The following is a 24,983-nucleotide window of genomic DNA, read 5'->3' on the forward strand; positions in this document are numbered from 1 at the left end:
GAGCCGACTCTCCATGGTCGGCCATGTCGAGCCGTCGAGGGACGTGTTCGGCGCAGCAGTCGGACCTATTCGAAGTGCGGAGCCGAGCTACCAGAGCCCGGATTCCGATTCGAGCCGCCGGTCGTCGAACTCCTCGGGGAAGGGGCGGTCTCCGGGCCGCGGTGTCTCCGGGCCATGTCCGGTGAGGATCACCGTCTGCTCCACCCGCGCCATGCGGTACACCCTGGCGCCGATGACGATCTGCAACTCCACGCCGTCCGCGATGGCCTGGGCGGCTCGCAGGTAGCGCTCCCGCAGCTCGCCGGCGCTGGTTGCCAGCCGGCGCAGGATGTCGGCGAGTGCTGCCTCTGCTTCCTCCAGTGACGGCTGTGCGGGGAACATCATTCGCCAGCCCGCGTCTTCCAGCACCATCGCAGTGTAGGCGGTGTAGTGCGACTGAGAGGTCCGCTCCCAGGAGTTATCGGACAGCGGGTACTCACCTCGCAGCGCTTCCTCCTGCTCGCCCAGGGAGAGGACCTTCCCGACTGCTTCGTCGAAGTCGTCTGATGCCATGACAGCATCCTGCTGCATGTCGGCACCCCGTCGCCGCCATCCCAACTCAACAAATGCGTCTGTTGAATGGCCCGCGGCAGCAACGGGCGGGGGACGCCGCAGGATCCGCCAACGACCGTGGCTGCTTCCCCGGACGGAGCGGGGCGCGCGGCCTGCGGCCTCTCTCCCTGTCGCTAGAGCTCGGCGAAGGCCGGTGGGGCATCGCCTGTACGGAAGCCGATCAGTATGAGCTGGACTCCTGGGGCGTCGAGTGGCTCGGCGGAAGCCAAACGTGCCCATCCGTGCCCGAGTACTGGGTGGTGGAGCGGCAGTTCGTCGTCCGGGTGGATGAACGCCTCGGCATCTCCCGGGTAGATGGGGCCGGCGAGGGCGTCGGAGCGGACGTCCACTTCGAGCTGCCGCAGCACTGGGTTGTGCGGGTGGGCCGCTCGGGCGGCCATCAGTTGCGAGAGGAGCGCTGGGCACCAGCGTCCTTCCCAACCCTGCAGCACCTCTTCGCGCGCGTGGTGGTCCAGCAGCATCCATCGCATCACGTTCGACGGGGGCCGCTTGCCGGGGAACATGCGCGCGAAGGCGTCGTTGTGCTCCAGCACGTTCCAGGCAGGGTCACTGAGGTAGGCCATCGTCTCCAGCTGGTGCACAGCCTGCCGCCAGAGGTCCGGGACGGACGCCCCGGCGTCGGCGTGCAGGGGCCAGGGCGGGCCGTGGCCGACGGTGGCCAGCCACATCTCACGCCACTGATACTCATTCAAATGCAAGATTTCCGCGACGCGTTGAAAAAACTCCAACGAAGGAGTTGCTCCTCTTCCGCGTTCCAATTTGTTGTACGTTTCGGTGCTGCATCCAAGAGCGCGCGCAATCTGAGCCTGCGTCAATCCAGGCGCCTTCTTGCCGCGAGGGTCACGGGAATGATTCAGCCCGAGTTCGGCCGGGTCGATCCGCTCCCTGGCCCTGACGAGCATGTTCCGCAGGCGACGGCGGTGCGCATCAGATGCGCTGGTCATTGCCTACGCTCCCCCGGACCCTGCAGTGGAGGGACCGAGGTCTGAACCGTTCCCCGCTCTTTCATAGCAACGAAGTATAGAACCAAAAACTGCGCCTATAGAAAAACTTCCCGCACGACTACAGGATGGGCAAGCGCGCCAGTCGACCACCGGGGGAGCAAACATGCTGACAGTACGGGACCTCGTTTCCGGAGACGCGGCCGTATTGAAGCCCCTGGCGCACGAATCGTCTTCCTTCTCGTCTATTGTCAAAGATGTCGCGGTGATACATCTCGATGAGAATGAGGAAGTGCAGCAACAGCCTTCGGTTCACGGGGCGTTGGTACTGCTCACCGGAACACCCCTCGGGTCGGCCGCCGATGCGCGGCAGCGGGTGGAGCGGCTGCTTGCCCATCTGGCCGGCGCAGGCGCCGTCGGCGTCGTGGCGGTCGGGGAGGACTGCCAGCTGGCCCTGCTGACCGCCCGGGAGCGACTGCCGCTCTTCGCCCCTCACCGCGCTTGTTCGGGTCTGGAGCTTCAGGGGCAACTGCTGCGTATGCAGTTGCGGGCCGAGCGCTGCGCTCGTGAGCGCACCGAACAGCTCGTCAAGCTCGCCTCACGCCTCGACCGGCAGGGGGAGGGTCCGGAGGAGGTGCTGCGGCTGGTGCGGCGGGAGACAGGCGCAACCGTGCGGATCATCGACGTGGATGCGGACGAGGAGGGCCCGGGCGAACAACCAATTCCCGGCCGCCTGCTGAAGCGCGTCGCGAGCGGCAAGGCTGACACCGCATCCGATGACACCAGTGGACACCTGTTGCTGCATGCGCTGGGCGGCGGAGTCCCCAGACCAGTGCTGGCCGTTGTCAGCACCGGCCCCTGGAGGCCTGATCAGCGTGCATTCGTCGCCACCGCGGCCCTGCACGTCAGTCTGCTGCGGCAGCCGCTTGCCCAGCGCGCTCAGCAGCGGCGCCTGGCGGAGTCAGCAAGTGCGATCCGTGAAGCGGCCCTGCTGGCTCTCTTGCGCGGCGCACACGCACACGCCCGGCTCGCCCTGAAGGGCCTGGGGCTCACCCTGCTCGACCATCCCTGGATGCAGTTCGGAGTGCTGCGCTGCCCCATTGGTGACGACCGAGTGCAGCTGCGTGAGGAGTGCGCCGGCGTCCTCGGTAACAGCGCTCTGGTGGCGCCGTGTCTCGCGGAGCCTGACGATCTGGTGATCCTGCGAGGGCTTCACAGCGATGAGGAGGACACCGGCACGGCGCAAATGCTTCTTCCCCTGGTGACCGCGCGACCCGGGAGGGCGCTCGGGCTGAGCCAGCCTCAGCGCTGGGAGCGCACCGCGCATGTCTACAACTCCGCGGTGAACGCACTGTCGCAGACGACGACGCAGCGCCCCTTTGCCACCGATCGCGGTGCTCGCTGCATCTCTCAGCATCTCCCGGCCTGGGCATCCCGCTGGGCCGCCGCCGCCCTGCAGTCGAAACTGGAGCCCTTGGAACAAGACGACCGGGAGTCGCTTCTGGAGATCTCCTACCGGGCGCTGACGATCGGCACGAAGCAGACCGCGAGACTGCTGAACACCCAGGAGCAGGAGAGCGATCCACTGCACCGCAACACCGTCTCCAGTCGGTTGACACGACTCGCCGGTCTGCTCGGACTGGGCTCTTCACGGCGGGACCGGGCGCTGCTGCACTTCCTCCTCGACGTGGCCTCCCACTCCCCTCAAATCGGGGCCAGCAACGACGGCCCCGCGAACCCGACGCTGGCCGACGTCCTGGCCACCCCCGAGGCGAGAAGCGCCGCGCACCAGGTCATCGCACCTTTGGAGAAGCCCTCGAACGCGTACCTGCTGGAGACCCTCATCGCCCGCGCCACGAGCGACAGTGTCGACGAGGCCGCCGCCGCGCTGGACATCACCCGCCGGGCGCTGTTGAAGCGGCTGACGATCATCGGAACGACCATCGGCCGGCAGATGTCCGGCCCGCCGTGGGGCTGGCTCCATGAGGTGATCGTCGCGCTGGTCATCACCGGCCACGTCCGCCAGGATCTGCTATGCGACCCCGGCCTGACTGCCGCCCCGGCCGGCCGACACAATCCCGCTGCCTGACAACAGGCCGGCGCGCTGGGCCTGAGACCTCGTACTCCGTCACCGACTGCCGGGCCGCAGTAGGCGATCCTCCCCCAGAGGACCTGCTGCGGGACAGCCCACTGCCCGGACAACCGGTTTCACGCCCGACCGTCCCGTGCTCGGGAGCCTGCGCCGGAGCCCCTGGACACCGCCCAGCAGACGAGCTCGGGGCTCGGGCAGTCCGGTCGTTGTGCACGCGGGAACCACGGCAGGTCACATGGGAACCGAATCAGCGGCGAAAGTGCACGTGGGAACCGGTGATTGTGCACGTGGGAACTCGCCAACTCGCCAGCACCGTGCATAGCCTCACCGCATGCCTGATTCCCCGCAGCGTAACGGCGCCCGCACAGCAGCCCCGCTGCATAGCCCCTTACCCGCGAGCGCGGCAGGAAGCCGGCAGCGCCAGACCTCGGCCCGGGCCGAAGACCGCGCACAGCGCTGAGGGCCGTAGCCGAACTGACCGCAGCTCGCCCCTGCGTGGCGCCTGACGTGACGCACGAAGGGTGCCGGTCCACCAGTTGGGACCGCTGCGACGAGGAGTCAGCCCCACGGGAACTATCTCTGGATCGTTCGGCAGGGGTGTGCGTATGTTGCTGGTCGCCCGCCGGGCACTCGAGATTCGGCGGTCGATGACGAGGAGTCGTGGATGCCCATATGGAGTGGTCGCCGCAAGATGCGACCAACAGCGCGGCGCTTAGCCCGCTGAACGCCGACGGCGTCTGAGAGCAGCAACTCTCAGACGCCGGACGGCAATGACACCCCGCGCCCGGCAAGGGCGTGGAGATCACCTACCAACACCGCCCCGGCCCCTTTCCAGCGGGACCAACCGGAGCGGCGCTACTTCACAGGAGAGTGTCGCATGACGCCTGCCCTGCGCAAAAGGCCCGAAGTCGCGGCCAGCGCGGCAGTCCCTGCCCCTCGCGCCGAGGCCCTGGCCCGGCAACTCACGCAGATCCTTCCCCACGTCGCCCGGGTCCGGGTGCGCCTATTGGATCCGCGGACGCCGTGGCCGCACCTGGAGCTGAAGGCGGCCGACGAGACCGGCGAGAAGGTGCGGGTGACCCGTACCCAGGCGCTGAGCGCCGCCCGTTGGGTCATCCGCACCTACCCCGGCGCCGGGTGGCAGCAGCCGCACACCTTCGATCCGAGCACCGCGCTCCTGGATGGGGGTGTGGCCTGATGGCACGCATCCGCACCGTGAAGCCGGAGATGTTCGAGAGCGAGGATCTCGCCTCGGTCGACGTCACCGCCGAGCGCACCTTCGTCGGCTCGCTCACTCTCGCCGACGACAAGGGACGTGTACGAGACCATCCCGCGATCCTCGCCGGACGGCTGTGGGCACTGCGCCCGCAGCACACCCCCGCGCACGTGGCCGGGGACTTGGAGCAGCTTGAGGGAGCGGGGCTGATCTGCCGCTACACCGGCTGCGACGGTCGCGGCTACTTCCACATCGTCACCTGGGAGCGGCACCAGAAGATCGACCGGCCCAGCGCCTCGCGTCTGCCGCGCTGCCCGCGCCATCAGGTCCAACAGGAGTGTGGAGCCTGCCAAGACAAGCGCTGCCCGCAGCACTCCTCCTTCCCCACCCCGACCTCCGCACCAGCCGTTGCTCCGGCTCTGGCCGGCGAATCGGGTTCGGCGAATCCTCGTCGAGGGCTCGATCGGACGGATTCGACCGATTCGCAGGTCGAGGGATGCAGCGTCGCGGAGGCGGAGACGGACTCCTGGGAGCCTCCGGAGCCTCCCGGGGCCACCTCCGCTCCTCGGGCGGGGGAATGCGCAGGTCAAAGGGAATTCGGGGAGGGCTCGTCGAGTCCTCGACGAGGGTTCCACGAAGGCTCGGCGCCTGAACCTAGGATCTTGGATCCTGGATCATTCCTTACGGGGCGCGATGCGCCCGCGCCGCCGACCTTCCCCGGATCGGTCTCGGCGAAGGATCTGGTGGGCGAGTACGTCGGTGCCTGCCTCCACCGTCCTCCGAAGGACACGATCGGGCATCTGGGGCGGAAGGTCCGCGTCCTCTTGGAGGAGGGCTTCGCGCCGGAGCCGATCCGCACGGCGTTGGAGCGGCTGCGGACCAAGGGCCTGCATCCGAGTGTCCTGCCGAGCGTGGTCAACGAGGTCCTCAACGCCGATCCCCCACCCGCTTTCGGCGCCTCCGGCGGGGGCCCATGGGCCAGCGCCAGCAACGGGGCCGGGTGCACGCCGTACTTCAACCCGATGGCGCCTGCTCCGACGACGTTCGGAGGCGGCCGGTGACCCGCACGCTCGAGAGCCCTCAGCGGGCTGTCTCTGAGAGGATCCGCGCCCGCCTGGAGGCAGCCATCGCCAAGCGGGGCATCGACCTCGCCCAACCGTCGCCGGTGCCGGAGGCGGTCGAGCCGCACCCTGCACTGGAGGCGGCGCAGCGGCGCATCCCGTACGCCTACCGCGAAGCGGTCGCCGACCACCCCGGTGTCGCCGCCTGGGTGAAGGCGATCGTCGAGGGAGCGGTGGCCCCGAACTCCGATGCGCTCAACCCCAATTGGGGCGGACGTGGGCGCCAGGAGATCACCCACGGCCCGTCGCTGCTGCTGTGGGGCAGCACCGGCACGGGCAAGACCCACCAGGCCTACGGGGCGATCCGTGCCCTGACCGCCGCCGGATGCGGTGTGCGCTGGCATGCCACCACCGCCGCCGACCTCTACGGCGAGCTGCGGCCCCAGCCGGGCAGGGACTCGGAGCTGGTGCTGCGCCGCATCACGCGGGTGCCGCTGCTGCTGCTGGATGACCTCGGCGCCGCCAAGTGCAGCGAGTGGACCGAGGAGATCACCTTCCGGCTTCTCAACTGGCGGTGCCAGAACCGGCTTCCGACGCTGATCACCAGCAACCTCCCGCCGGTGCGCACCCCGGACATGGACCCGAAGCAGCCGGTGCTGCGCGACCGCATCGGGGACCGGGTCCTCTCCCGCCTCTCCGGCATGTGCCAGCCCTTCGAATTCCACGGCCCCGACCGCCGCTTCGCCGCCACCGGCTGACCGCCGCCCGATTCTCACGCGGCGTGTCACGACGCCGCGCACCAGCTCCCTCACGCCGGCACCAGCCTGCCCGGCCAGAGGATACGGAGACCAACGCCTTGCGCTACATCACCACCAACGAAGCCCCGCCCACCGGGCTGCGCGGCATCGCCGACCACAGCTGGCACGACCGCGCCCTGTGCTCCGGCATGGACCCCGCCGAAGCCGACGAACTCTTCTTCCCACGGCCCCGCGACATCTGCGCCATCAAAGAAGCCAAGCAGATATGTAACCGCTGCCCCGTACGGCGTGCCTGCTTCAACGCGGCCCTGGACACCGAGAGCAAGGAAGGCATCTGGGCCGGTCTGACCGAAGATGAACGCACACCGTTGCACGAGAAGATCGCCCACCGGATCGACTACGCCCGCATCCGCGCCGTCTTCCACGGCCGCGACGTCCACCTCAGCAGGGACGAACGCGCCACCGTCGCCCGCCACGCCTACACCTGCGGCTGGAGGCCCGAACGCCTCGCGGCCCTGCTGCGCGTGGACTACTCCTGGGCCCGCGACCTGCTCCTAACCGCCCGGCACGAGGTCGCCAACCGCGACCGCTACTTCACCGAGCACCCCGACACCAAGAAGGAAACCGACACCACCAGCGGCCCGGCCAAGAAGGCGACGAAGACGAAGACAGACGAAGACGAAGAAACACAGCCGCCGCTGCACCACCAGGAACACACCCAAAAGCTCCTCGACGCCCTCGACGAGGCCGCATGAACAACACCAACACGGCGCTCGCCGTCGCCCCCATAGGTCCCTGGGACCGACTGGCCATCGTGCTCCTCGGCGCAGCCGGCTGCGCCCTGAGCTACGACGCGCTGCAGCAGATGGCCGTCGCCATCCACATCCGCGGCCTGCTGACCTACCTCTTCCCACTCGTCATCGACGGCTTCATCGCCTACGGCGTCCGCGCCCTGCTCGTGCTCTCCACCGCACCCCTGCGCGCCAGGCTGTATGTGTGGACGCTGTTCGGCACCGCCACGGCAGCCAGCATCTGGGCCAACGCCCTGCACGCGGTCCGCCTCAACCAGCAGACCAACCCCGGCGCTCTGCGCCTGGGCGACACGGTCGTAGCGGTCCTGTCCACCCTCGCGCCGCTCGCCCTTGCCGGAGCAGTCCACCTCTACATCCTCATCACCCGGCACCACACCGCGGACCGCACCCGCACCGGCCGCGCCGCACGCCGCCGGACCACCCAACTCACCGACCACACTCGGCACACCGAACCAGCGCGGACCGAGACCATGGCGGATCGTCCCCGGACCGGACCACACGAGGTACCCACGGCCGGACCGGACCACCGGACCGCGCCCGACCTCACCCACGGTCCGGCGGACCACCGAGGCGGACCGTCCCCGGACCAACTGCCCACCGCACCAGACGGAGGCCGGACCAACACCTCCCCGGACCAGACCACCGATGCCGGACCGGACCACCGGACCGGACCGCCGCAGTGGCCGACCAAGGCGAACGCAGACCAACCCGCCGAGAATTCCGGTCAACAGCAGCGCCGGGCTGCGGACCGTACGCGGACCGGCATCACCGCAGGCCACACGGCAGACCAAGCGCCGACGCCGGACCGGACCGCCGGACCGGAGAAGACCGGACCCTCTCCGGACCGGGCCACCGCGGGACCGTCCGCGGACCGGACCGCGCCCGACCTCACCAACGGTCCGGCGGACCACCGAGGCAGACCGTCACCGGACCGAACCACCACGGGACCGTTCGCGGACCAGGCCACCGGACCGGACCGCGACGCCGAGGCCGGACCGGACGACCGGACCGGACCGTCCCCGGACCGAGATCAAGACGAGGAAGAGGCGGACAAAGACGCGGACCGAGCCGAGCAGTCGGGCGGTGAACCGGTCTCCCTGGAGGACTTGCTTCCGGTCGCCCGGCAGGCCGCTCTGTCGGAGGGACGCATGACGCGCAAGGCGCTGCGCCCTCACCTGCGCAGCAAGGGCATCCCGCTGAGCAATGAGCGGTTCACCGCGCTCCAGCAGCGTCTGTACCAGGACCCTGCCCTGGCTCACCTGCCGCAGCCGAAGCGGAGGAGGACGAAGTGAGGACCTGTCAGCGCTTCGCGCGCATCAAAGCCGACTTCGAGCAGGACATCCGCTTCCTGCTCAGCCACGCCGAGCGGCACCAGGGCGAGACCTCGGCCAAGGTCAGCCACACCACCGCCCTCGGCGCTCGGCAGCGCATGGCCCAAGCGCTCAACCGGCACCTGGCGCACTGCCGTGAATGCGGCTGACGACAGCAAAGCACCAGGCTAAGCCCCCACCAGGGCTCACCAGCCCTTCCCCGCAACGGAGCTCACCGATGACCTCACACCATGCACGGACGCGTCGTGCGACCGAGGCCGAAGCCGGCGCCTGGGCGGACGTCCTGGTCCGCTACGGACTCCTCCATGCCGCCCTACGCGCCCCGAACGGACGGTGGCTCATCCAGCACAGTCCCCACGGCACCACACGCGTACTGGACGGGCCGAGCGCCGTGATCGAACTCGCCGCTCACATCCAGCACCGCACCCGACAGGAGGCCCGCAGCCGATGACGAACCCGAACAACACCCCTGACCGCGACGAGCAGGAGCCGTACACCAACTCGACCTCGGCGCGAGCAAGTTATCGGCCAAGACACTCTTCCCCGTCGGGGAAGGTGTCTTTGCCGGAGCCCGCCCCGGGGGTGGCGGGAGCGGACCAGCGCCGGGGGGCACTGGTCCGGAAGGCAGCGCGCGAGGGCGGACCGCAGCCAGGGGGAGAAACCTCGCCACGCACGCGTTCACCGAAGCTTCCCTCGCGTAAGCGTTCACCGAAAAGCCTGCCTGACAAGCGCGAGCACGTGATCAGTGTCCGTCTCAACGACGACGAGAAGAGACTGCTCGTCGCTGCCGCGAAGCAGACTCGTACGAGCCTGCCCGCCTTCCTCGCCCGCGCCGGTCTCGCCGCCGCACGGGACGCTGAGAACACGGCGGCGGCCATCGCAGGCCAACGGGAGCTGGTGGCCGAGCTGTTCGCGGCACGGCGCAACCTGGGCTGGGCCGGCAGCAACCTCAACCAGATCACCAAGGCCCTGAACTCCGGCGGACAGCCGGAGCAACTCGATGCCGTCCTCGATTCGGTCCGGCGCGCCGCCCAGCGGGTCCAGGACGCCGCCGACAAGCTCCTCGACCGCGCATGAGCTCCAGGTACCGCGAGTGATTCCCCGGATCCACAAGCGCGGGAAGCGCACCATCGGCCTGCTGTCCTACCTCTACGGGCCCGGCACCTACGAGGAGCACATCGACCCGCACCTCGTGGCCTCCTTCGACGGGCTCGCCCCTGACCCGGGGCGCGACCGGGACGCCACTCTCAAGCAGCTGGCCCGGCTGCTTGACCAGCCGCTGGAGAACATCGACGCCGAGCGCCGACCGTCCAAGCACGTGTGGCACTGCTCGGTCCGCAACGCCGCCGAGGACCGGATCCTGACGGACGCCGAATGGGGCGAGATCGCCCGACGCATGGTCGCCGCCACCGGCATCGACCCCGACGGTGACGAGGCGGCCTGCCGCTGGGCAGCAGTACGTCACGCGGACGACCACATCCACATCCTCGCCACCCTCGTACGCGAAGACGGCTACAGGCCCGACCTGGACCACGACGCAGCCCGCTCCCAAGCCCAAGCCCGCCGCCTGGAAGCCGAATACGGCCTGCGCCGCCTCAACCCGGGCGACAAGACGGCCGCGCAGCGCCCCACCAGTGCAGAGAGACACAAGGCGAAACGGCAGCAACGCGAGCGGACACCGCGGGAGGGGTTGCGGGAGAGGGTCCGTGGTGCAGTGGCCGGCGCCGCGAGTGAGGCCGAGTTCTTCGACCGGCTCGCTGCCGCCGGTCTCCTCATCCGCCGACGGATCGCCCCCTCCGGTGACCTGCTCGGCTACACCGTCGCCCTGCCCGGGGACTCCAACAAGGCGGGCACGCCCGTCTTCTACTCCGGATCCAAGCTCGCCCCGGACCTGTCCCTGCCCCGCATCCGGGAACGCTTCACCACCAACCAGCAGAATATCTCCGCCACCGAGGAACATGAGGGCCAGGACGCTGGCCCCCGGGTGAGCCGCGCGGCAGCGGCCCGCCGGAATGCGACGCAGGCGGCGTGGTCGGCGGTCCTGGTCATCGACCAGGGCGACGACGGCGCCATCGCGGCGCAGGTCGCCGCCGGGGGTGAAGTCCTCGACGCCCTTGCCAAGACCTCCGCCGCCCACACCAGGCGCGAACTGCGGGAAGCGGCCTGGGCGTTCGAGCGTGCCTCCCGCTCCCACATCCGGGCCGTCCGCGGCCACGATCGCGCCCTGCGGCAGGCAGCACGCGACCTCGTCCAGAGCGGACCGGCGCTCGGCCGCGGGGAAGACGGCGCCACCACTGCCATGGTCATCGACATGCTTTTCTTCCTCACTATCGCCGCCGCGAACTGGCACAGCAGACACCACCACGCGCAGCAAGCCGCTGCGGCCCGGCAAGCAGCCGATCATCTGCGCGCCGCCTACTTCAGCGCCGCCGGGCACCCCATGGGCACGCTCGACCGCCGGGGCCGCCAACTCCCCCCGCCGCAACGGCAAAGGCAAGCCACGGCTGTTCGGGAGGCGGTCCCCGAGCTCGCCGAACAGATCCTGGCCGAGCCCGGCTGGCACGCGCTCGCGGCCACCCTCGCCGACGCCGAAGCCGCCGGCCACGACTCCACCAGACTCCTGAGAAACGCAGCGGCACGGCGGGAGTTGGACTCCGCGGAGTCGGTCAGCGACGTCCTGGTCTGGAGACTGCGCCGCGCTGCCGACCTGCCCGCCGACGCCACCGCCACGCCCACACAAGGCAGTGCAACGCCGTCGTCCACGCATGTGTCCGCGCCGGTCACAGCGCAGCAGGAAGGACGCCGCCGGGGCCGGTGATACTGAGGAATCCTTGTCTAGAAACTGTCGCGGTGTCGCGAGATGATCTGGGTGGCCTGCCGGACGGATGAGAGGGGACCGCATGTTCCGACGCCTACGCGAACGCCGGGAGCTGGAACGGATACAGAACGAGCTCGAACAACGAGCGCTCGCGGAGCATGACCGCATCTCCCGCGAGATCCAGCTCTCCCGGAGCGTGCCGGCACCCGCACAATCTCCCTCCGTGGAGGAGGAGTTCCTTCCCAGGGAGCTGCGGGCGCACACGCGTGAGGATCTTGCCGGGATGATGATTCGGTACGACCAGCCGCTCGTCATCAACGGCGAGGTCCGCGAGTGCCCGCAGTGCGGTTCATACCGGCCATGGGTCGTGTACATCACGGGCGAGGACGTCTGGCTGCGCTGCCCGGGCGGGCATGATACGCATGAACCGCGGCTGGATGCGGTCTGGTTCAACCGCAACAGCGGTCCCGTCAGGGACCTCCACGCCAGTCTCGAAGACGGCATCAAGGCCCTCGGCCTCTGACCCCCATCCCTTCAACCCCCACGGCCGGAAATCCGGCCGGTCTGTCAGCACTTACCGCGACGACCCTGGGGGTTCCTCCATGCCCAAACGCGCCACCACCAACGCCGTGTTCAGCCTCGCCGTCCTCTCCCTCCTCACCATCACCAGCTGCTCTCACAGCAGCCCCAACACCGGGGGAGACAAGGCGACATTGCCCACGCCGGACTCCTCGGCCCGATCCCGGCACGACGCGGCGACGGCTGCGCCGCTCTCCTCCGGTCAGCTCGAGAAGCGGCTGCTGGACGCCGGGGAGCTGGGCGAGGGATACACGCTCAAGCCCGAACGTCCCGTCGGCCACGACGACATGACCGTGGTCGGGTGCCCGGCACTTCAGAAGCTGGGCGGCGACGCCGCAGCCGGCGGCACGCTGGACTTCCCACACCGCGCCAAGGCCACCTTCACCTACGCCGGCGGGACGGATGCGGAGGTAACCGAGGAGCTCTACAGCGACACCGAGACCAAGCTCGCCGAAGGCACCAGGCGGATCTTCGACGCGATGACCTCCTGCCCGTCCTACCAGGTGACGGACGGCAGCACACCCATCGAGGTCACCACCGACAAGACATCTATGGCCAAGGTGGGCGAGGAGCGGTGGGGCCAGCTCCTCACCTTCACCGTCGCCGGGCGCAGCACCATCATCAAACAGACGGCCATCAGGACAGGGAGCACTCTCGTGGTCGTCTCAGGCTCCCCGGGCCTGGTCGACACCCACTTGAACAAGGCACTCAGCCAGGCGGTCGCCCGCGGCTGAGCCGCCTCACGTGGTGCACTCCGAGCGAAACGGGAGCAGCGTCACGAGTCGGAGAAGACGCTCAGGAACTCGCGGACACGGCCCCAGCCGCCAGCGTGACGTACGCGGACGCCGACGACGCCCGAGGGTAAGGCCCCCGGTTCGTCCCGCCACGTCGGAGCCAGTGGGCGAAGTCTGCAGCTTCGGCACAGGTGCAGTCCTCGATTGCGACTCCGTTCGGCTCGGCGTCTGCCATTCCTTCAGCTTTGTTGCGGGCGGACGTGGTGAAGACGAACGACAGGGTGTCACCGGGCGAGATCGGGCTGCTCCATTGTTCGGAGGGGGCATCAGCCTCGCGCCGGCGCAGGGCCTCGGTTAACGCTTCGAACGTCAGGGACCAATCCTGAGGCCGGCCTGCTGGGGGGCTGAACATGAACATGGTGGTGAAGTTGTCGACGTCCTCGGTGGTCACTGTGTGTTGCTCCCTCACGAAATTCTATGGTGCGTGGCGGCCGTAGCCGTTGACGCCGTGGGCCACGAGCAGGGCGTTCCAGTAGGGAACCGCTTCGGGGTCGTTCGTGGCTACCTCCACGCCTCGGAGCCGCCCTGCGTTGGCCGGGTACTCGATGGCGGACTTGTACTTGAACAGCTCCTTTTCATCCTTCTTATGCAGCCCCTTCTCCTGGAAGTTGTCGGGGTTCTGCAAGTCGTCGAGGTTGCGGAAGGTGCAGCCGGGCTTCTTGGTGTCAGTGTCGAAGCAGGAGAATGCACCTGTCGTGCGCTCGTGGACGCTCAGCAACGGGCCGGGTGGGAGCCTGCCAGGACGGAGGCCACGGTGGCAGCGACGATCTCTGCCGGGGTCTGGGTGTCGAAGGTGATGCTGTAGCCGGAGACTTCGGCGGTGCCGGTGACGGCGAGCTTCCATCCTTCGCCGTCCGTGCCGGGGCGACCGTCGGGGAACCAGCCGAGGTAGAAGCGGCCGTCATGCGAAGCGATGTGGACGTCCGCCCGGTCATCGACGATGACGTGGAAGTCCTCGTCGCCGAACAGGTCCGTCACCAGTGACGGCCATCCTGGGCCCAGGCGCCAGGTGCGCAGCCGCAACGACTCGACAGTGGTGGACAGACCAGGCTGGTCGGCGTCCGCGGCCATACGCGATCCCTTCTATGACCTGCGGTTTCCGGGAAGGCGTGTACTTTGACATGGCCCCGCACTAGGTCTCCAGCGCTGGGGCAAGCCTTCGCGTCTGCCATGGGCGAACTCCTCCGACGTGGCTTACCGCTCCTGGGCGTCGGCAGCCGCCCCGCAGAACGGGCCGGGCGGGCCCCGCGCGGGAGGACACTGGAGAGGGGAGGTGATGGGCATGGGCAAGCGTGGTGACCGAGCAGCGGCAGGCACGGCGGTGCGGAGCGAGTCTCGATGAGTGCGGCTGCCGCCTCGCGGGTGTAGTCGGCTGGGGTGAAGAACCCAGCCAGTCGGACGACGCGATCCGGGTTCGCGGCTCGTGCTCAGTCTGCCGCGGCCAAGAGGTAGCGCACCGGTGGGAAGTACCCGCAGGCGCGAGGTGTCCGTGCCGAACCCATGTACCTCGGGAGGGACTCCGCCCACGTGAAGAGGCGGCATCCTTGCGGATGCCGCCTCTTCACATTGTGGTCTCCCGTGAAAGTCGCGCGACGGACCGGTTCGTCACGGCGCTGTGGTCGGCGAGCGGGCTGCCGGGCTCGCGTCATCGGGTACGGCGCGAAGACTTCTTGCCTGGCGGTGCGGGGGGCTGCTGCCTCATGGCGCGTGCCGGGGCGTCGCGTGCTGAGCGGGCCGGGCTTGCAGGGGGTGGGAACCACAGCTGTACGTACTGCTCGATGGCGTACGTGAGTCCCTCGGTGTGTGCACCGTGCCAGGGCGGCTTTCCGTCGTTGTTCCAGTCGCGGAAGCGGTCGTTGCTGTCCCGCCCGAAGCCCTCTGCATCGCGGCGGGCGTCGCGGGCGGTGAAGGTGTCGTGGTCGGCGAAGGAGAGGACCGTCGTGTCCAGGGCGCCTCGGTCGGTGTGGATCACTCTCAGACGCAGTCCGTCGAATTCGTGCTCGGTGATGGTGGGCTGGAAGTCGATGCGCAGGCGCAGCGGCGAGCCGGGGTTGGGGGTGGCGTAGTAGCTGTTGCCGATGACGGCGCCGCCCTCGTAGGGCAGGGCGAGGTGCTGGAGGAAGAACTGGCGTGCGTGCAGCGGCACATGGCCTCCTGGTGCGGTCGAGGGAAACGCCTGCGAGGGGCGAGTGGTGGAGTTCGGCCGTAGAGCAGCCGCGTCCGCCACGGGTCCTGTCGAGAGGCGCGACGGAGGACCGCCGGTTCAGGGGGCGCGTCAACGGGAGCGGGTTGGGGCCGGAGGACGGTGTCGGTGGAGGTGTTCGCGTGTGGCGGCGGGGAGTTGGCCGACGGTTCGGGTGAGGGGATCCGGGTCGACGAGGGCGGCGTTGAAGGCGGCGACGAGGCGGGAAGGGGTTTCGGCGCTGAATGTCGCGGTCCACAGCGGCCGGTTGGGGTGTCCGGCGCATACGGTCCACTCGGGCGGTGTGTGGTACCAGTTGTGCAGGTAGGCCAGTCCGTCGGGGCTGCGGATCGCCTGCCGCCCGTTGCGGTTGATCTTCTGGTTCCAGCCCGCGTTCAGCAGCGGCAGGTACACCTCGTGGGGCCCGGCATCGCTGGTGTACCGGCGCCGGTCGCCGTCCGGAGCCTCGAAGTAGACCGACAGCAGCTCGGCATAGAAGGCGCGCTGGACCTCTGCCGGCGTGCTCACGTCGAAGACGGCCTTCCACCGCGCCGGGCGGAAGGGATCCTCATGGACGGCAGTCGTCCAGGTGCCTCCGTAGCGGCTTCCGGGAATGGCAAGGAAGCCGCAGCGCACACGCTGGCAGGGGCTGGCGGCCAGCTGGTAGCCCTCGTCGGGTTGGTGCAGGGACCAGCCCTGCTCGAAAGGGAAGGGCCACACGTCGAGGAGCTGGTGGCTGCCAGGTCCGGCGAGATGGCGCGGAAGCACCTGGAGGACCGTCTCAGGATCGAGGGCGGCGAAGGATTCGTTCACCGCTTCCCGCGGCCAGGTCAACGGCGTGGCCCAGGCCGGGTGCGTGAGGGCACGGAGGCCGGACGTGTGGTGGTGGACCAGCGCGGAACACTGACCGGGCGGCGGGCATCGGGCCGGGTGGCGGTGTGCCGGCGGTGGACGTCCAGCGGCGTCGGGATCGGCGCCCGGGAAGGCGTGACCGGTGTGACGCGGGCGTAGGCGCGTACGTGGCGGGGCAGTTCGCCTTCCCAGCGCAGCACCGGTGCCGGGTCCGCGACTGCGGTCGTGATCGCGGTGACCAGGTGTTGGGGAGTGTGCGTCGAGGCGGTGGCATACCACCAGTTCAGCTCGGGTCCGCCGCGCAGGAGCCAGCGGGCCTGCAGGGTGGTCAGCTCTGCTTCGTGGTCCAACCGCGCCTCGTCGTCCCTGTCGTAGGTGATGCGGGCCATGCCGTCGGGTGAGGTCAGGTCGAGGCTGTCGACGCGGCGGAAGGGCCGCACTTCCCAGTCCTGCTGCAGCAGCGGGTCGAAGGGGCTTTGCACGGTGCCGGGTTGACCACGCAGGTGGGCGTCGTAGCCATCGGTGTAGGAGGCGGCCAGGGCGGTGGTGAAGGCGGTGACGAACTCGGCGGGTGCCTGGTCGTTGAAGCACACGCCCCACCGCGGGGAGGCGAAGCTGTCGGTGTAGGCGGTGATTCGCCACAGGCCGTCGTCGTCTCCTTCGGGCATGTAGCCCAGGCGGACCTTGTGGTCCGGGGAGGAGACGTAGACGTTGCCGAGGTCGTCGTGGCTTAGCTCCCACCCGAGATCGAGCAGGGGCTGAAGGCCGGGGTCACCGACGAACGTGGAGCCGGCGAGATGGCGCGGAGAAACATACACATTCCCGTCCTCGGGCTCAGGACGGAGGTCGAGCTCAGAGTCGGGCACGGGCGGTTCCAGAAGCGAAGTACGCGGGGATGGGAGCGGGCTGAGTAGGCGGGGGCGTCAGCGCCGCGAGGGATGGGCGAGCGAGCGCCGGAGGTGCGGTGCGGTAGGGAGGCGAAGCCGTGCCCGGCCAGCCATGCCGGGCTGCGTGTGCGTTGGGCAGACGCATCTCGGGCAGGCGGTAGCGGTCAGCGGCCTCGCTCACGCGGCAGCCGGGCTGCCGGAGCAAGAGCGGTAAGCAGGCGATGCCTTCGGGCTCACAGCTCCCGGGCGGCGGGGGCTCCGGCTGGTGGGGACGATGACGGCATGCGTCTGCGCCCATGCCGCCAGGACGCCGAGCGGAACGCGCAGCGCCTCCCCCGCCGGTGTGAGCACGCAGATTCCGTCGCCGGAATACTCGGCGAGGCCGACCTCGACCAGCGCCTGCAGCCTGTCAGCTGAAGGCAGGTGTTCACCGTCCAGGTCGCCGCCGGTACCGGGCGTGGTCAGCATGGTCAGAGCTGACGTCAGGTGTGGGTTCTTCAACAGGCCCAGGGCGGCTTCGACGCGGGTGACGAAGTCGCAGGCCGGGGTCGGGTAGTGGTGCTGGCGGGCCCAGCGGAAGAGGGCGTCGTGTACGTCGCCAAGTTCGGCTCCGGCCTCGGTCAGCACGTAGCTGGACGCCACCGCCACCTCCCCTTCCTCCGCGGCGTCCTCGTCCCCTTCTTCGAGCTCTTCGGGCTCTTGCTGTTCTTCGTGTTCGTCTGCTCCCACGGTGAGCAGGCCTCGCCGGCGCAGTGCGGTGAGTGCGTAGTGCAGTGCGTGGTGTGGCAGGTCGGGGAAGGCGCTTCGGACGTTCTGGCGGGGGATGGGGCCGTTGTCGTCGATCTCGCTGATGACGCGGGTAGTCCACTGCCGCCCGACCAGGTCGGCTGCGCGGGCTACATGATCGGATGTCGCGCTCTCGGTGTGGGTCATCGCCGGTGTCCTCCCGCCGTCGCGGGGGCCGCGGGCTGAGCGGGTGGGCGGTGGGAGAACAGGTCGTTCGGCTTCCATGCAGGGACGCCGGCCTCCCGCTGCGGCTGTGACGGGACAGGAACCGTGTTGCCGGCGAGGCCTGTTGAGCGTGGCTGGTGGGTTGCCCACGCTGTGCGCTGCCCAATGTCCGGTGCGTGCTTCTGGCCCCACACGGAGTGCGTACGCGCAGTGGTGACGTCCCGTCCGGCAGCCCAGGCGGATATGGCGGTGAAGACGGGGGCAAGCGACGCTCCGGCTTCGGTGAGCTGGAAGCGCGGCGCATCGGGGCCTGTGCGTTCGATGAGCCGGTCTTCGGTCAGCTGGTGCAACGGCGGGTAGATGCCGGTCGGGCTGGCTTTCGGCATGACCGTGGCAGCCAGCTCACGGGCGGTGGCGGCGCCGCGTATCCGCAGCGTCCACAGCGCGGGGGCGGCGTGCCGGGGGCTGATCAGGCCGAGGGTGTCCTCGGCATCCTGCGCCTTCGGGATGCGCTCGGGTTCCCGAAGGCCGGTGTCCGGGTTGAGGACCAGCTCCTTCTCGAGGTGGCCGCTCCCCCACGCGGCGAGCTCCTCCAGCACCGATATCGCGGCGGTGCCGCGGTCGGTGAGGCCGTAGGTGACATGCCGCCAGTTCACCTGGCCCCGCTGGAGGAAGCCGTCGTCGGTGAGCTGGTGCAGGCGGGGCGTGAGCTGGCCGCTGCGCAGCCAGGGCAGCTGGGCCTTGATCTCGAAATAGCGCAGCGGCTTCCTTTCCAGGCTCATCAGCAGCCAGGCGTTCCAGCGGGGGGCGAGCATGTCGAGGCATTCGCCGACGCGGGCGAGGTCGGCGGCGGTGGCGCGAGGCAGAGCGGTGGTGACCAACGGATGACTCTCCTGACGGTGCGGGCGGATGCAGCGCCTGCAGACGCAGTCCGGTACGGCGAGGGAGGTAGAGGGCTGAGATGCGCGTCGAGACGGGGCCCACGCGGCCGGGATCTGTTTGACGTTCACCGCGACATGCCCCGGGCCGACCCAGGCGGGTGCGGGGCGGGGCCGGTGGTGGGGAGCGTGGTGGGACGGCCGGCGCTGCGGGCGGCACCGCGCCAGATGGCTTGTGATTGGTTGCCGGGCGCGTTCGGGTCCAGGAGGTGCCGAACGACCATGGCGCGTCCGTCGCGGGAGGCCACTGCGGCGTTCACGCGGTGGGCGAGATCCATCTGCTCATTGCTGAGTTGATCCGGCGCCGGGCCCAGCGCTGCGAGGAGTTCGTTCTCGCTTCGCTCCAGAGCGCTTTGGGAGACTGCGAGGAGGCCGTACCAGTGCATGACGTCCCTGAGCTCGCCTTGGTGCTCCGGGTCAGCCGCAACGGCGGCACCGAGTTCATGGAGGGGCAGCTGGAATCGTTCTTCGATCTGCCGGCCGATGACCTCCAGCACATCTTCCACACCGTCAGACACAGTGCGCTCCAATCAGGTTCACGAAAGGGATTGAGGAAAATTCCTGGTGGCCCGCGAAGGGAGCCAATTCACGCCCCGGGGGGTGCGGGTACGGGGTGGAGGCACACCGGACGAACACGCTGGTGGCGCGCGCCGCACGACCGCTGTGACTGCCGCGGCCAAGCCCGAAATGGCCTCCACGCGGATGCAGTTGGAAACCGGTGCGGCGAACGGCAGGTGGTGTGCGAGCTGTTCGCTCGCGCTTACCAGGTTCCGGAGATTTCCCGGTTGGACTAACCGGGGATCTGCTGCTATATCCAGGCACCGCACGCTGGTTGAGAAGCGCCCTTCGACTCCGAAGGTCTGTCCACGTCTGCGATTGCGACTCAGGGCCTTGGGCCGGTGGGCCGGTGGTGCGGAGCGGCGGGCGGGCGCGGCAGAGGTGACGCGGTGGCCGGGGGTGGGCCGGGTAGCGGCCCGGGGCGGTCTTCCAGCCATTGCTGGGCGGCGTCTTCGGTGGCGAAGGCGCCCTCGCGCAACGTGTAGGTGAAGGCGTCCAGATCGACGTGCTCCAGCAGGACCCGGTAGGGCTGCCGGGCCGCGCTGGGGTGGCGGTCGTGGAGGAGGACCGTGGTCTCGTGGTCGATGGTGTCGTCGGTGTAGTGATCCAGGAGCTGGTAGCGGCCGGGCTCAGCAGCCAGCTTGGCCTCCAGTACGCGGGTGGCGTTGTCGGCTGCCTTGACTCCCGGAAGGTCCGGCGGGGTGCGGATCTGTTCGGTGGGGCATCCACGTTCGGTCAGCCACTGCTGGGCCAGCGGCAGCAGCGGCATCCGCTCCGAGACGTACCGGAAGGTGCCGGTGCTCTCGTTGCGGGTGAGGTGGACGGCGACGAACTGCGGGGAGCCGGGGATGTCCCAGGTCATGGATCCGTCGTGCAGGGCCAGATAGCTGTCGTCGCCGTTGTGGTGCTGGGCCAGGACGATCAGTTCGGGCTCGCTCAGGGTGATCTGCCAGTGGAAGAGGCGAGCTTGGTCGTCGTCGGCGGGTTCGAGGCCGCCGATCCGGAAGTGGTCCAGGGGTGAGTCTTCGGGCATCGCTTCCTTGCCGTCGTGGAGAGGGGATCGTCAGCGTCGTCGCGTGGTCACCGACTCCGGTCCGGGGCCCGGCACCAGCGGAGCCGGGGTGCAGGGCTCGGGTTCGGGCGTGCAGGCGACAGCCGGTGTGAAGGCCTCCAGGTAGATGCGGGTGGTGTTGTAGCGGAAGTTGCGGCGCTCGATCTGCCGCTCCAGCTGCCGGGTCAACTCCTCCTCCCGCTCGGGCGGGTGCGGGCGAGAGGAGAGCCGCGCGCGGAGGACTTCGGTCTCTTCGGTCCAGGCGAGGAGTTCGAGGAAGGGAGCGGCGACCATGCGGGGCACCGGGCAGTCCTCCCGGCGCAGGGAGACTTCATCGGCCGGAGTATCGAAGGTGTCCTCGATGCGCTGGGCCAGGTCCATTACGCGTCGGCGGAAGCGGCGGGTATCGGGCGTGGGCAGTGCGGGCATGGGGGAAGTCACCTTCCTTGTCATCGGTGTCGCCGGCCAGCGGGCCAAGCGCCGGCACCAGGTGCGGGCGGCGAAGCGGCAGGGGCGGGGCGGCGGGAGTCGGTGAGGTCGGAGCGGCCGGTGTCGGTGACGGTCACCGGCTGACCGGCATGCAGCGGGTGGCTCTCATCGCGCTGGAGGAGGCCGGCCTTCTCCAGGCGCTGAACTCGCTGTAGGGCACGCGGGTACCGGAAGCGGTCACCACCGACAGGCGCTGGGTGAGCAAGTGCTCGTGGAGCTTGGCGCCTTGGGCGATGGCCATCAGCGCCGCGAACTCCGACGCCACCAGATCCGGCGTCCCGTCGGGGGTTTGCCTTCGGGCAGCATGTTCGAGCGGTTCCAGTGCGCTAATGACGTCGGTGTGGCGGGCATCCCGCGCGGTGGCGGCCCCCCGCAGCTGGGCGAGGGTGCGGTCGATGCGGGTGAAGAGTGCGGCGTCGACTTCGAACTCGCCGGAAGCCAGGCGCGCCAGCAGGACGCGGTGGAAGGTGACGCCGGTGACGGCCCTGGCCAGGTCGCGGTGAGCATCGACTACCCGGCTGGTCGGTTCATCGAGCAGGCCTCGCTCGTGGTGCTGCCACAGGATCTCGATGCTGTGGCCGGTTGCCGCTTCGATGCGCTGATCGAGCGGGATGAGTGCCTGATGCGGCGGCGAGACAGCCATTCGCGAGGATTCCTTCCTACGGTCGAGCCGTTGGTTAGCTGGTGATGTGCCGCAGCGGCAGGCGTACTTCGACCTGTCCGGCACGCCGCGTCTCCTGGGTGGGGCCCAGAGCGCGGAGCAGGCCGAGGGCGGGGATGTTGGCCCGTTCGGTGAGGGCGGTCAGCATGTGCGCGCCGCGGCTGTGGCCCTGGTCGGCTGCATGCCGGGCCAGGGCGGTACCGATGCCCTGCCCGTGGAACCCGTCGGCGACCTGAAGTCCGAGGTCGACGACGCCCGGCTCACTGGAAACCGCACCGAGCGACGCCAGGGCCACCACCTCGCCGGTGGCGGCATCAAGGCCGATCCAGCAGTCACAGCGGGACATCAGCTGTTCGATGTCGCCTCTCCGAACGGTCCGGCGGCCCCAGCGGCGGTGCAGGCTGTGCGGCGAGCACCGTCGGTGGAAGGCGTCGATCGCAGGCCAGTCGCCGGGGCCGGCCGAACGGATCCGAAGATCGGTACGCAGGCTCAGGGGGTGTAGGTGCGCAGGGCGGATAGGAGGGCGCTGCGGCGGTAGGACTTGCGGCGGCGGCCGTCAGGCAGCGTGATGTCGCGGGTCTGCACGTCGTAGGGGGCGAGCAGCTGCGCGAGCCGGGCCTGGGTCAGCTCGGCGAAGGGCCAGCCCCCACCGGCCAGTCCGGGCAGCCGCCGGAGCATGTCCACCAGGTCGCCTGAGGACATCGCATCGGGGTCGCCAAGGTCGGCGAAGACCTCCAGGCACTGATCAAGAATGCTGCCGGCGCGTGACGGGTCACTGGGGCAGGAGAGGAAGTCGGGGTCCTCGTCGAAGTCCGGACCGATCCCCTCACCGCAGCAGCAGTCGATCGAGAGCAGCTGGGTCAGGACGTGACCGAGGGCGAGGCGTTCGATGATCAGGTCGGTGAGCTGCTTGAGCTGGCCGGTGGCGCTCATGCCGGAGGGCGGCGGGGTGTTCCCCATCTCGCGCAGGCGCCGGTCGAGGGCCTGGATGTCGCGGTAGGTCTCCAGGATGTCCCGGTGCCGGGGATTCTCCTTCTCCGCCTCCTGTTCCAGGAGTGGGCCGGTGAGGGCGTCCAGCAGGGTGGGGAAGAGCGTGGTCATCGGACCGGGCCTTTCACAACTGATGCGGGTGACGGGATGCGCGGGCTCGCGGGCGGGCCGGGCTTGGGAACCGGCCGCTGGGCCCCCAGCTGCGGGGAGCGGGCCCGGGCGGCGTGGGTGGCGGCGCTGACGGGCCGGCGGTTCATCCCCAGCCGGGCGGCGACCGTGTCGTAGACGTCGTGCTCCGCGCGCGGCCGGACCGCCAGTACGTGGATCTCGGTGGGATGCGTGGAGGTCGGCGGGGCCGGGCGCTGCGCGTAGACCAGGCGGTATTGGGCGCGGCGGTCGACGAGGAGCTTGCGGTAGCCGGAAAGGTCGCCGGTGAGCTTGCTGCCGTGGACCTCTCCGGCCACCACGTCCTGCAGGTGGGACAGCGCCAAGTCCCGGACATCTCCCGGGGCCTGCAGCAGGTCGGACAGGGCGCGTGGGTCGAAGGACAGTCCGTACTGCGGCCGGCCGCTCACGCCGCCGCCTCGCCCGGCTCCGGTTCGCCCGGCTCCGGTTCGTGCGCGCCGGTGTGCGTGGAGCGCGTGGAGCGCTTCGGGCCGGGCAGCACGCGGTGGGAGGGGCGGTCAGGGGCGGTCATGCAGGCGGACAGCGGTCCGCCCGGCGCTCGTATGGCGGCGATGGTGTGGGTGAGGAAGTCGCGGTGCCACACCGCCATGCCCGACAGACCCGCGTCGGGTTCCTTGTGCTGCTGGTAGGCCATCCACAGGGCGTGGAGCCAGGCGACGACGTCGTCGTGCTCCTGCCAGCGCATGCACCACGGGGCGGCGGTGGAGACCTCCGTCCCGTAGGTGTCCATCAGGAAGTCATCGACCCAGTCCGTGAGGGCGTCGAGTTCGTTCTCGAACGCTTCGCCCTCCAGCTCCAGGATCGGCCGCGGCTCCGGCGGCGCCGGAAGCTCCGGCATACCCGGTATGGGGAACGCGGTCCGCGACGAGCGGGAGGCTGCAGATGGCCCCGCCAAGTCGTCGAGCACACCGGCCTGTTGGGCGGACTGTTCCATCAGCCCACGGACGGTGGCTTCCAGGTTTTCCAGCCCCGCTTCGGGCACCCGCACGGGGGCCATCTCACCCTCGTCGCGAGGGTCGGTGGATTCAGGCACAGAGATCTCTCCTTGCAGCCGCATTCGACACGTCGGGGAAATGCGGCTACAAGGATCCGGTGAATCCCCGGTTTGCCTAACCGGGGATTCACCGCTATAACCAGGCGCTGCGGAAAGCGGACACCCCCCGGCGACGCCCGCTATCCGCCCCCGCCTGAATTCGAGTCAGGCTGCCAGAACGCAGTCCTCCTGGGTGAGCAACTGCTGCTGCGTCTCCTTCAACCGGTCAGCCGCAACTGCGCTGTAGCGCTTTGTCTTCTCGGTGCCGATGAAGTCGCGGCCTTCCAGCAGCGCAGCGACTCCGGTGGAGCCGGAGCCGGCGCAGAAGTCCAGGACGGTGCCCTGCGGCCGGCAGATCTTCACCAGCTCACGCATCACGGAGACGGGCTTCTGCGTGATGTGCCGACGAGTCTTCCCCGAGGGCTGCGAGGCGCTGTAGAGGCCGGGCAGGTAGACGGGGTTGCGGGCGGCGTCGATGGGCCCGTTGGACGCCCACAGGATGAACTCGCAGTTCTGCGTGAATCGTCCCTTCTGTGGTCTGGCCTGCGGCTTGTGCCAGGTCAGGATGCCGCGCCACAGCCATCCGGCGGCCTGGATCGCATCGGAGGAAACGGGCAGTTGCCGCCAGTCGGTGAAGATCAGCGCCGTTCCGCCGGTCTTCGTCAGCCGGTGGGCTTCGGTCATGATCTGGGTGAGCCAGAAGCCGTAGGAGCGCTGGTCCATGTTCTCGCCGGTGAAGTCCGGCAGGTCATGTCCGGCGTCGGCGGAGGTGTACTTCTGCCGCGCGGTGCGGCTGGTGCGCTCCTTCGCGGTGCGCCCGCCGGAGTTGTAGGGCGGGTCGGTGATGACGCTGTCGACGCAGTCATCCGGTAGTGAGGCGAGCACTGCCAGCGCGTCGCCGTGGTGCAGGGAAAAAGGCAAAGAGGCACCCCAATTCGGGTCAGGGGAAAGAAGGGAGACAACTCCCGCTCGCGTTTCGCGCGGCTCGATCGACCGGGTCCCGCAGAATGACGCGCCGTCAGAGAAGGCGACGGTGCGGAGGCGAGGGGGATACAAATTGTACGGGGCGATCGCCGGTTGGCCACGGTCGCCGGCCAAGAGGCCCGGAATAGAGCCTTGACCGTCGATTTTTTGGTCAACCGGGGATCCGGGCTTACTGTTTTGCAACCGCCCGGCGAACTCCGCCACGGG

The 24,983-nt window shown here is 69.3% G+C and carries 31 protein-coding genes and 1 pseudogene; 12 read left to right on the forward strand and 20 right to left on the reverse strand.

The genetic code is table 11. The features are described from left to right. Positions 1-87 precede the first annotated feature (87 nt). From ACSMXX_RS01150 to ACSMXX_RS01160, 3 genes and pseudogenes are all read right to left on the reverse strand, one after another. A complete protein-coding gene (locus ACSMXX_RS01150; RefSeq protein ID WP_473182139.1) occupies positions 88-552 on the reverse strand; it encodes a DUF5954 family protein in 465 nt (154 codons plus the stop codon). A 173-nt stretch (positions 553-725) separates the two neighbouring features. After that, positions 726-1,304: an MmyB family transcriptional regulator gene (locus tag ACSMXX_RS01155; protein ID WP_473184584.1), complete on the reverse strand. Its 579-nt coding sequence runs from the start codon at positions 1,302-1,304 to the stop codon at positions 726-728. A 9-nt stretch (positions 1,305-1,313) separates the two neighbouring features. Then, positions 1,314-1,556 (reverse strand): annotated as a pseudogene (locus ACSMXX_RS01160) (helix-turn-helix transcriptional regulator); the annotation flags it as partial. A 163-nt stretch (positions 1,557-1,719) separates the two neighbouring features. Between ACSMXX_RS01160 and ACSMXX_RS01165 the strand changes: the two are divergent. From ACSMXX_RS01165 to ACSMXX_RS01220, 12 genes are all read left to right on the forward strand, one after another. Continuing rightward, the gene (locus tag ACSMXX_RS01165; protein ID WP_473182140.1) at positions 1,720-3,642 is read left to right on the forward strand and encodes a hypothetical protein; all 1,923 of its coding nucleotides are present in this window, start codon (positions 1,720-1,722) and stop codon (positions 3,640-3,642) included. Positions 3,643-4,522: 880 nt separating this feature from the next. Beyond that, entirely contained in the window at positions 4,523-4,843 is a 321-nt protein-coding gene (locus tag ACSMXX_RS01170) for a transcriptional regulator (protein WP_473182141.1), read from the forward strand. Further along, on the forward strand, positions 4,843-5,922 hold the full coding sequence (locus ACSMXX_RS01175) for a hypothetical protein (protein ID WP_473182142.1): 1,080 nt from the start codon (positions 4,843-4,845) through the stop codon (positions 5,920-5,922). The genes ACSMXX_RS01170 and ACSMXX_RS01175 overlap by 1 nt, the downstream gene beginning before the upstream one ends. Further along, positions 5,919-6,680 carry an ATP-binding protein gene (locus tag ACSMXX_RS01180; RefSeq protein WP_473182143.1) on the forward strand — a complete coding sequence of 254 codons (762 nt, stop codon included), beginning with the start codon at positions 5,919-5,921 and terminating at the stop codon, positions 6,678-6,680. Before ACSMXX_RS01175 ends, ACSMXX_RS01180 begins: the two co-directional genes overlap by 4 nt. Positions 6,681-6,778: 98 nt before the next feature. After that, positions 6,779-7,435 carry a WhiB family transcriptional regulator gene (locus ACSMXX_RS01185; protein ID WP_473182144.1) on the forward strand — a complete coding sequence of 219 codons (657 nt, stop codon included), beginning with the start codon at positions 6,779-6,781 and terminating at the stop codon, positions 7,433-7,435. Further along, complete coding sequence (locus ACSMXX_RS01190; RefSeq protein ID WP_473182145.1) at positions 7,432-8,784, forward strand: DUF2637 domain-containing protein; 1,353 nt, start codon at positions 7,432-7,434, stop codon at positions 8,782-8,784. The genes ACSMXX_RS01185 and ACSMXX_RS01190 overlap by 4 nt, the downstream gene beginning before the upstream one ends. Next, entirely contained in the window at positions 8,781-8,972 is a 192-nt protein-coding gene (locus ACSMXX_RS01195) for a hypothetical protein (RefSeq protein ID WP_473182146.1), read from the forward strand. Before ACSMXX_RS01190 ends, ACSMXX_RS01195 begins: the two co-directional genes overlap by 4 nt. A gap of 68 nt (positions 8,973-9,040) precedes the next feature. Beyond that, complete coding sequence (locus ACSMXX_RS01200; RefSeq protein WP_473182147.1) at positions 9,041-9,274, forward strand: hypothetical protein; 234 nt, start codon at positions 9,041-9,043, stop codon at positions 9,272-9,274. A 287-nt stretch (positions 9,275-9,561) separates the two neighbouring features. After that, the gene (locus ACSMXX_RS01205; protein ID WP_473182148.1) at positions 9,562-9,900 is read left to right on the forward strand and encodes a type II toxin -antitoxin system TacA 1-like antitoxin; all 339 of its coding nucleotides are present in this window, start codon (positions 9,562-9,564) and stop codon (positions 9,898-9,900) included. A 16-nt stretch (positions 9,901-9,916) separates the two neighbouring features. After that, the gene (locus ACSMXX_RS01210; protein ID WP_473182149.1) at positions 9,917-11,641 is read left to right on the forward strand and encodes a relaxase/mobilization nuclease domain-containing protein; all 1,725 of its coding nucleotides are present in this window, start codon (positions 9,917-9,919) and stop codon (positions 11,639-11,641) included. Between the two features lie 82 nt (positions 11,642-11,723). Next, positions 11,724-12,164, forward strand: a complete 441-nt coding sequence (locus tag ACSMXX_RS01215) for a hypothetical protein (protein WP_473182150.1) — start codon at positions 11,724-11,726, stop codon at positions 12,162-12,164. A gap of 79 nt (positions 12,165-12,243) precedes the next feature. Then, the gene (locus ACSMXX_RS01220) at positions 12,244-12,954 is read left to right on the forward strand and encodes a hypothetical protein (protein WP_473182151.1); all 711 of its coding nucleotides are present in this window, start codon (positions 12,244-12,246) and stop codon (positions 12,952-12,954) included. A 61-nt stretch (positions 12,955-13,015) separates the two neighbouring features. Here the strand turns inward: ACSMXX_RS01220 and ACSMXX_RS01225 are convergent, their stop codons facing one another. The 17 genes from ACSMXX_RS01225 to ACSMXX_RS01305 all read right to left on the reverse strand — a co-directional run bounded on the left by ACSMXX_RS01225 (position 13,016) and on the right by ACSMXX_RS01305 (position 24,713). After that, positions 13,016-13,405, reverse strand: coding sequence for a hypothetical protein (locus ACSMXX_RS01225; protein WP_473182152.1), 390 nt, complete (start codon positions 13,403-13,405; stop codon positions 13,016-13,018). Positions 13,406-13,429: 24 nt separating this feature from the next. Then, complete coding sequence (locus ACSMXX_RS01230; protein WP_473182153.1) at positions 13,430-13,732, reverse strand: restriction endonuclease fold toxin-2 domain-containing protein; 303 nt, start codon at positions 13,730-13,732, stop codon at positions 13,430-13,432. Further along, complete coding sequence (locus tag ACSMXX_RS01235) at positions 13,726-14,085, reverse strand: SPDY domain-containing protein (protein ID WP_473182154.1); 360 nt, start codon at positions 14,083-14,085, stop codon at positions 13,726-13,728. The genes ACSMXX_RS01230 and ACSMXX_RS01235 overlap by 7 nt, the downstream gene beginning before the upstream one ends. A gap of 574 nt (positions 14,086-14,659) precedes the next feature. Beyond that, the gene (locus ACSMXX_RS01240) at positions 14,660-15,160 is read right to left on the reverse strand and encodes a hypothetical protein (RefSeq protein WP_473182155.1); all 501 of its coding nucleotides are present in this window, start codon (positions 15,158-15,160) and stop codon (positions 14,660-14,662) included. A gap of 129 nt (positions 15,161-15,289) precedes the next feature. Then, complete coding sequence (locus ACSMXX_RS01245; protein WP_473182156.1) at positions 15,290-16,009, reverse strand: SPDY domain-containing protein; 720 nt, start codon at positions 16,007-16,009, stop codon at positions 15,290-15,292. A 17-nt stretch (positions 16,010-16,026) separates the two neighbouring features. Further along, positions 16,027-16,866 (reverse strand): SPDY domain-containing protein, encoded by an 840-nt coding sequence (locus tag ACSMXX_RS01250; protein ID WP_473182157.1) that lies wholly within the window; start codon positions 16,864-16,866, stop codon positions 16,027-16,029. A gap of 246 nt (positions 16,867-17,112) precedes the next feature. Beyond that, positions 17,113-17,868, reverse strand: coding sequence for a hypothetical protein (locus tag ACSMXX_RS01255; RefSeq protein WP_473182158.1), 756 nt, complete (start codon positions 17,866-17,868; stop codon positions 17,113-17,115). Then, on the reverse strand, positions 17,865-18,767 hold the full coding sequence (locus ACSMXX_RS01260) for a winged helix-turn-helix transcriptional regulator (RefSeq protein ID WP_473182159.1): 903 nt from the start codon (positions 18,765-18,767) through the stop codon (positions 17,865-17,867). The genes ACSMXX_RS01255 and ACSMXX_RS01260 overlap by 4 nt, the downstream gene beginning before the upstream one ends. Positions 18,768-18,892: 125 nt before the next feature. Then, on the reverse strand, positions 18,893-19,342 hold the full coding sequence (locus ACSMXX_RS01265; RefSeq protein WP_473182160.1) for a hypothetical protein: 450 nt from the start codon (positions 19,340-19,342) through the stop codon (positions 18,893-18,895). Positions 19,343-19,707: 365 nt separating this feature from the next. Beyond that, entirely contained in the window at positions 19,708-20,415 is a 708-nt protein-coding gene (locus ACSMXX_RS01270; RefSeq protein ID WP_473182161.1) for a hypothetical protein, read from the reverse strand. Positions 20,416-20,445: 30 nt separating this feature from the next. Next, positions 20,446-20,862, reverse strand: coding sequence for a hypothetical protein (locus ACSMXX_RS01275; RefSeq protein WP_473182162.1), 417 nt, complete (start codon positions 20,860-20,862; stop codon positions 20,446-20,448). A 133-nt stretch (positions 20,863-20,995) separates the two neighbouring features. Further along, complete coding sequence (locus tag ACSMXX_RS01280; RefSeq protein WP_473182163.1) at positions 20,996-21,565, reverse strand: hypothetical protein; 570 nt, start codon at positions 21,563-21,565, stop codon at positions 20,996-20,998. A gap of 34 nt (positions 21,566-21,599) precedes the next feature. After that, positions 21,600-22,100, reverse strand: a complete 501-nt coding sequence (locus tag ACSMXX_RS01285) for a GNAT family N-acetyltransferase (RefSeq protein WP_473184585.1) — start codon at positions 22,098-22,100, stop codon at positions 21,600-21,602. Next, complete coding sequence (locus ACSMXX_RS01290) at positions 22,073-22,684, reverse strand: DUF3631 domain-containing protein (RefSeq protein ID WP_473182164.1); 612 nt, start codon at positions 22,682-22,684, stop codon at positions 22,073-22,075. Before ACSMXX_RS01290 ends, ACSMXX_RS01285 begins: the two co-directional genes overlap by 28 nt. After that, positions 22,681-23,148, reverse strand: a complete 468-nt coding sequence (locus ACSMXX_RS01295; RefSeq protein ID WP_473182165.1) for a hypothetical protein — start codon at positions 23,146-23,148, stop codon at positions 22,681-22,683. The genes ACSMXX_RS01290 and ACSMXX_RS01295 overlap by 4 nt, the downstream gene beginning before the upstream one ends. Beyond that, on the reverse strand, positions 23,145-23,693 hold the full coding sequence (locus tag ACSMXX_RS01300) for a DUF4913 domain-containing protein (protein ID WP_473184586.1): 549 nt from the start codon (positions 23,691-23,693) through the stop codon (positions 23,145-23,147). The genes ACSMXX_RS01295 and ACSMXX_RS01300 overlap by 4 nt, the downstream gene beginning before the upstream one ends. 264 nt (positions 23,694-23,957) lie before the next feature. Then, complete coding sequence (locus ACSMXX_RS01305) at positions 23,958-24,713, reverse strand: DNA-methyltransferase (protein ID WP_473184587.1); 756 nt, start codon at positions 24,711-24,713, stop codon at positions 23,958-23,960. Positions 24,714-24,983: the final 270 nt, after the last annotated feature.

The organism is Streptomyces sp. DSM 116795 (assembly GCF_055792905.1).

What these genes read in the sequence shown, in the direction of transcription:
- ACSMXX_RS01150 (WP_473182139.1), bottom strand. Translation starts at nt 552, where the DNA reads ATGGCATCAGACGACTTCGACGAAGCAGTCGGGAAGGTCCTCTCCCTG.
- ACSMXX_RS01165 (WP_473182140.1), top strand. Translation starts at nt 1,720, where the DNA reads ATGCTGACAGTACGGGACCTCGTTTCCGGAGACGCGGCCGTATTGAAG.
- ACSMXX_RS01170 (WP_473182141.1), top strand. Translation starts at nt 4,523, where the DNA reads ATGACGCCTGCCCTGCGCAAAAGGCCCGAAGTCGCGGCCAGCGCGGCA.
- ACSMXX_RS01175 (WP_473182142.1), top strand. Translation starts at nt 4,843, where the DNA reads ATGGCACGCATCCGCACCGTGAAGCCGGAGATGTTCGAGAGCGAGGAT.
- ACSMXX_RS01190 (WP_473182145.1), top strand. Translation starts at nt 7,432, where the DNA reads ATGAACAACACCAACACGGCGCTCGCCGTCGCCCCCATAGGTCCCTGG.
- ACSMXX_RS01200 (WP_473182147.1), top strand. Translation starts at nt 9,041, where the DNA reads ATGACCTCACACCATGCACGGACGCGTCGTGCGACCGAGGCCGAAGCC.
- ACSMXX_RS01215 (WP_473182150.1), top strand. Translation starts at nt 11,724, where the DNA reads ATGTTCCGACGCCTACGCGAACGCCGGGAGCTGGAACGGATACAGAAC.
- ACSMXX_RS01220 (WP_473182151.1), top strand. Translation starts at nt 12,244, where the DNA reads ATGCCCAAACGCGCCACCACCAACGCCGTGTTCAGCCTCGCCGTCCTC.
- ACSMXX_RS01235 (WP_473182154.1), bottom strand. Translation starts at nt 14,085, where the DNA reads ATGGCCGCGGACGCCGACCAGCCTGGTCTGTCCACCACTGTCGAGTCG.
- ACSMXX_RS01255 (WP_473182158.1), bottom strand. Translation starts at nt 17,868, where the DNA reads ATGACCCACACCGAGAGCGCGACATCCGATCATGTAGCCCGCGCAGCC.
- ACSMXX_RS01270 (WP_473182161.1), bottom strand. Translation starts at nt 20,415, where the DNA reads ATGCCCGAAGACTCACCCCTGGACCACTTCCGGATCGGCGGCCTCGAA.
- ACSMXX_RS01275 (WP_473182162.1), bottom strand. Translation starts at nt 20,862, where the DNA reads ATGCCCGCACTGCCCACGCCCGATACCCGCCGCTTCCGCCGACGCGTA.
- ACSMXX_RS01280 (WP_473182163.1), bottom strand. Translation starts at nt 21,565, where the DNA reads ATGGCTGTCTCGCCGCCGCATCAGGCACTCATCCCGCTCGATCAGCGC.
- ACSMXX_RS01290 (WP_473182164.1), bottom strand. Translation starts at nt 22,684, where the DNA reads ATGACCACGCTCTTCCCCACCCTGCTGGACGCCCTCACCGGCCCACTC.
- ACSMXX_RS01300 (WP_473184586.1), bottom strand. Translation starts at nt 23,693, where the DNA reads ATGGAACAGTCCGCCCAACAGGCCGGTGTGCTCGACGACTTGGCGGGG.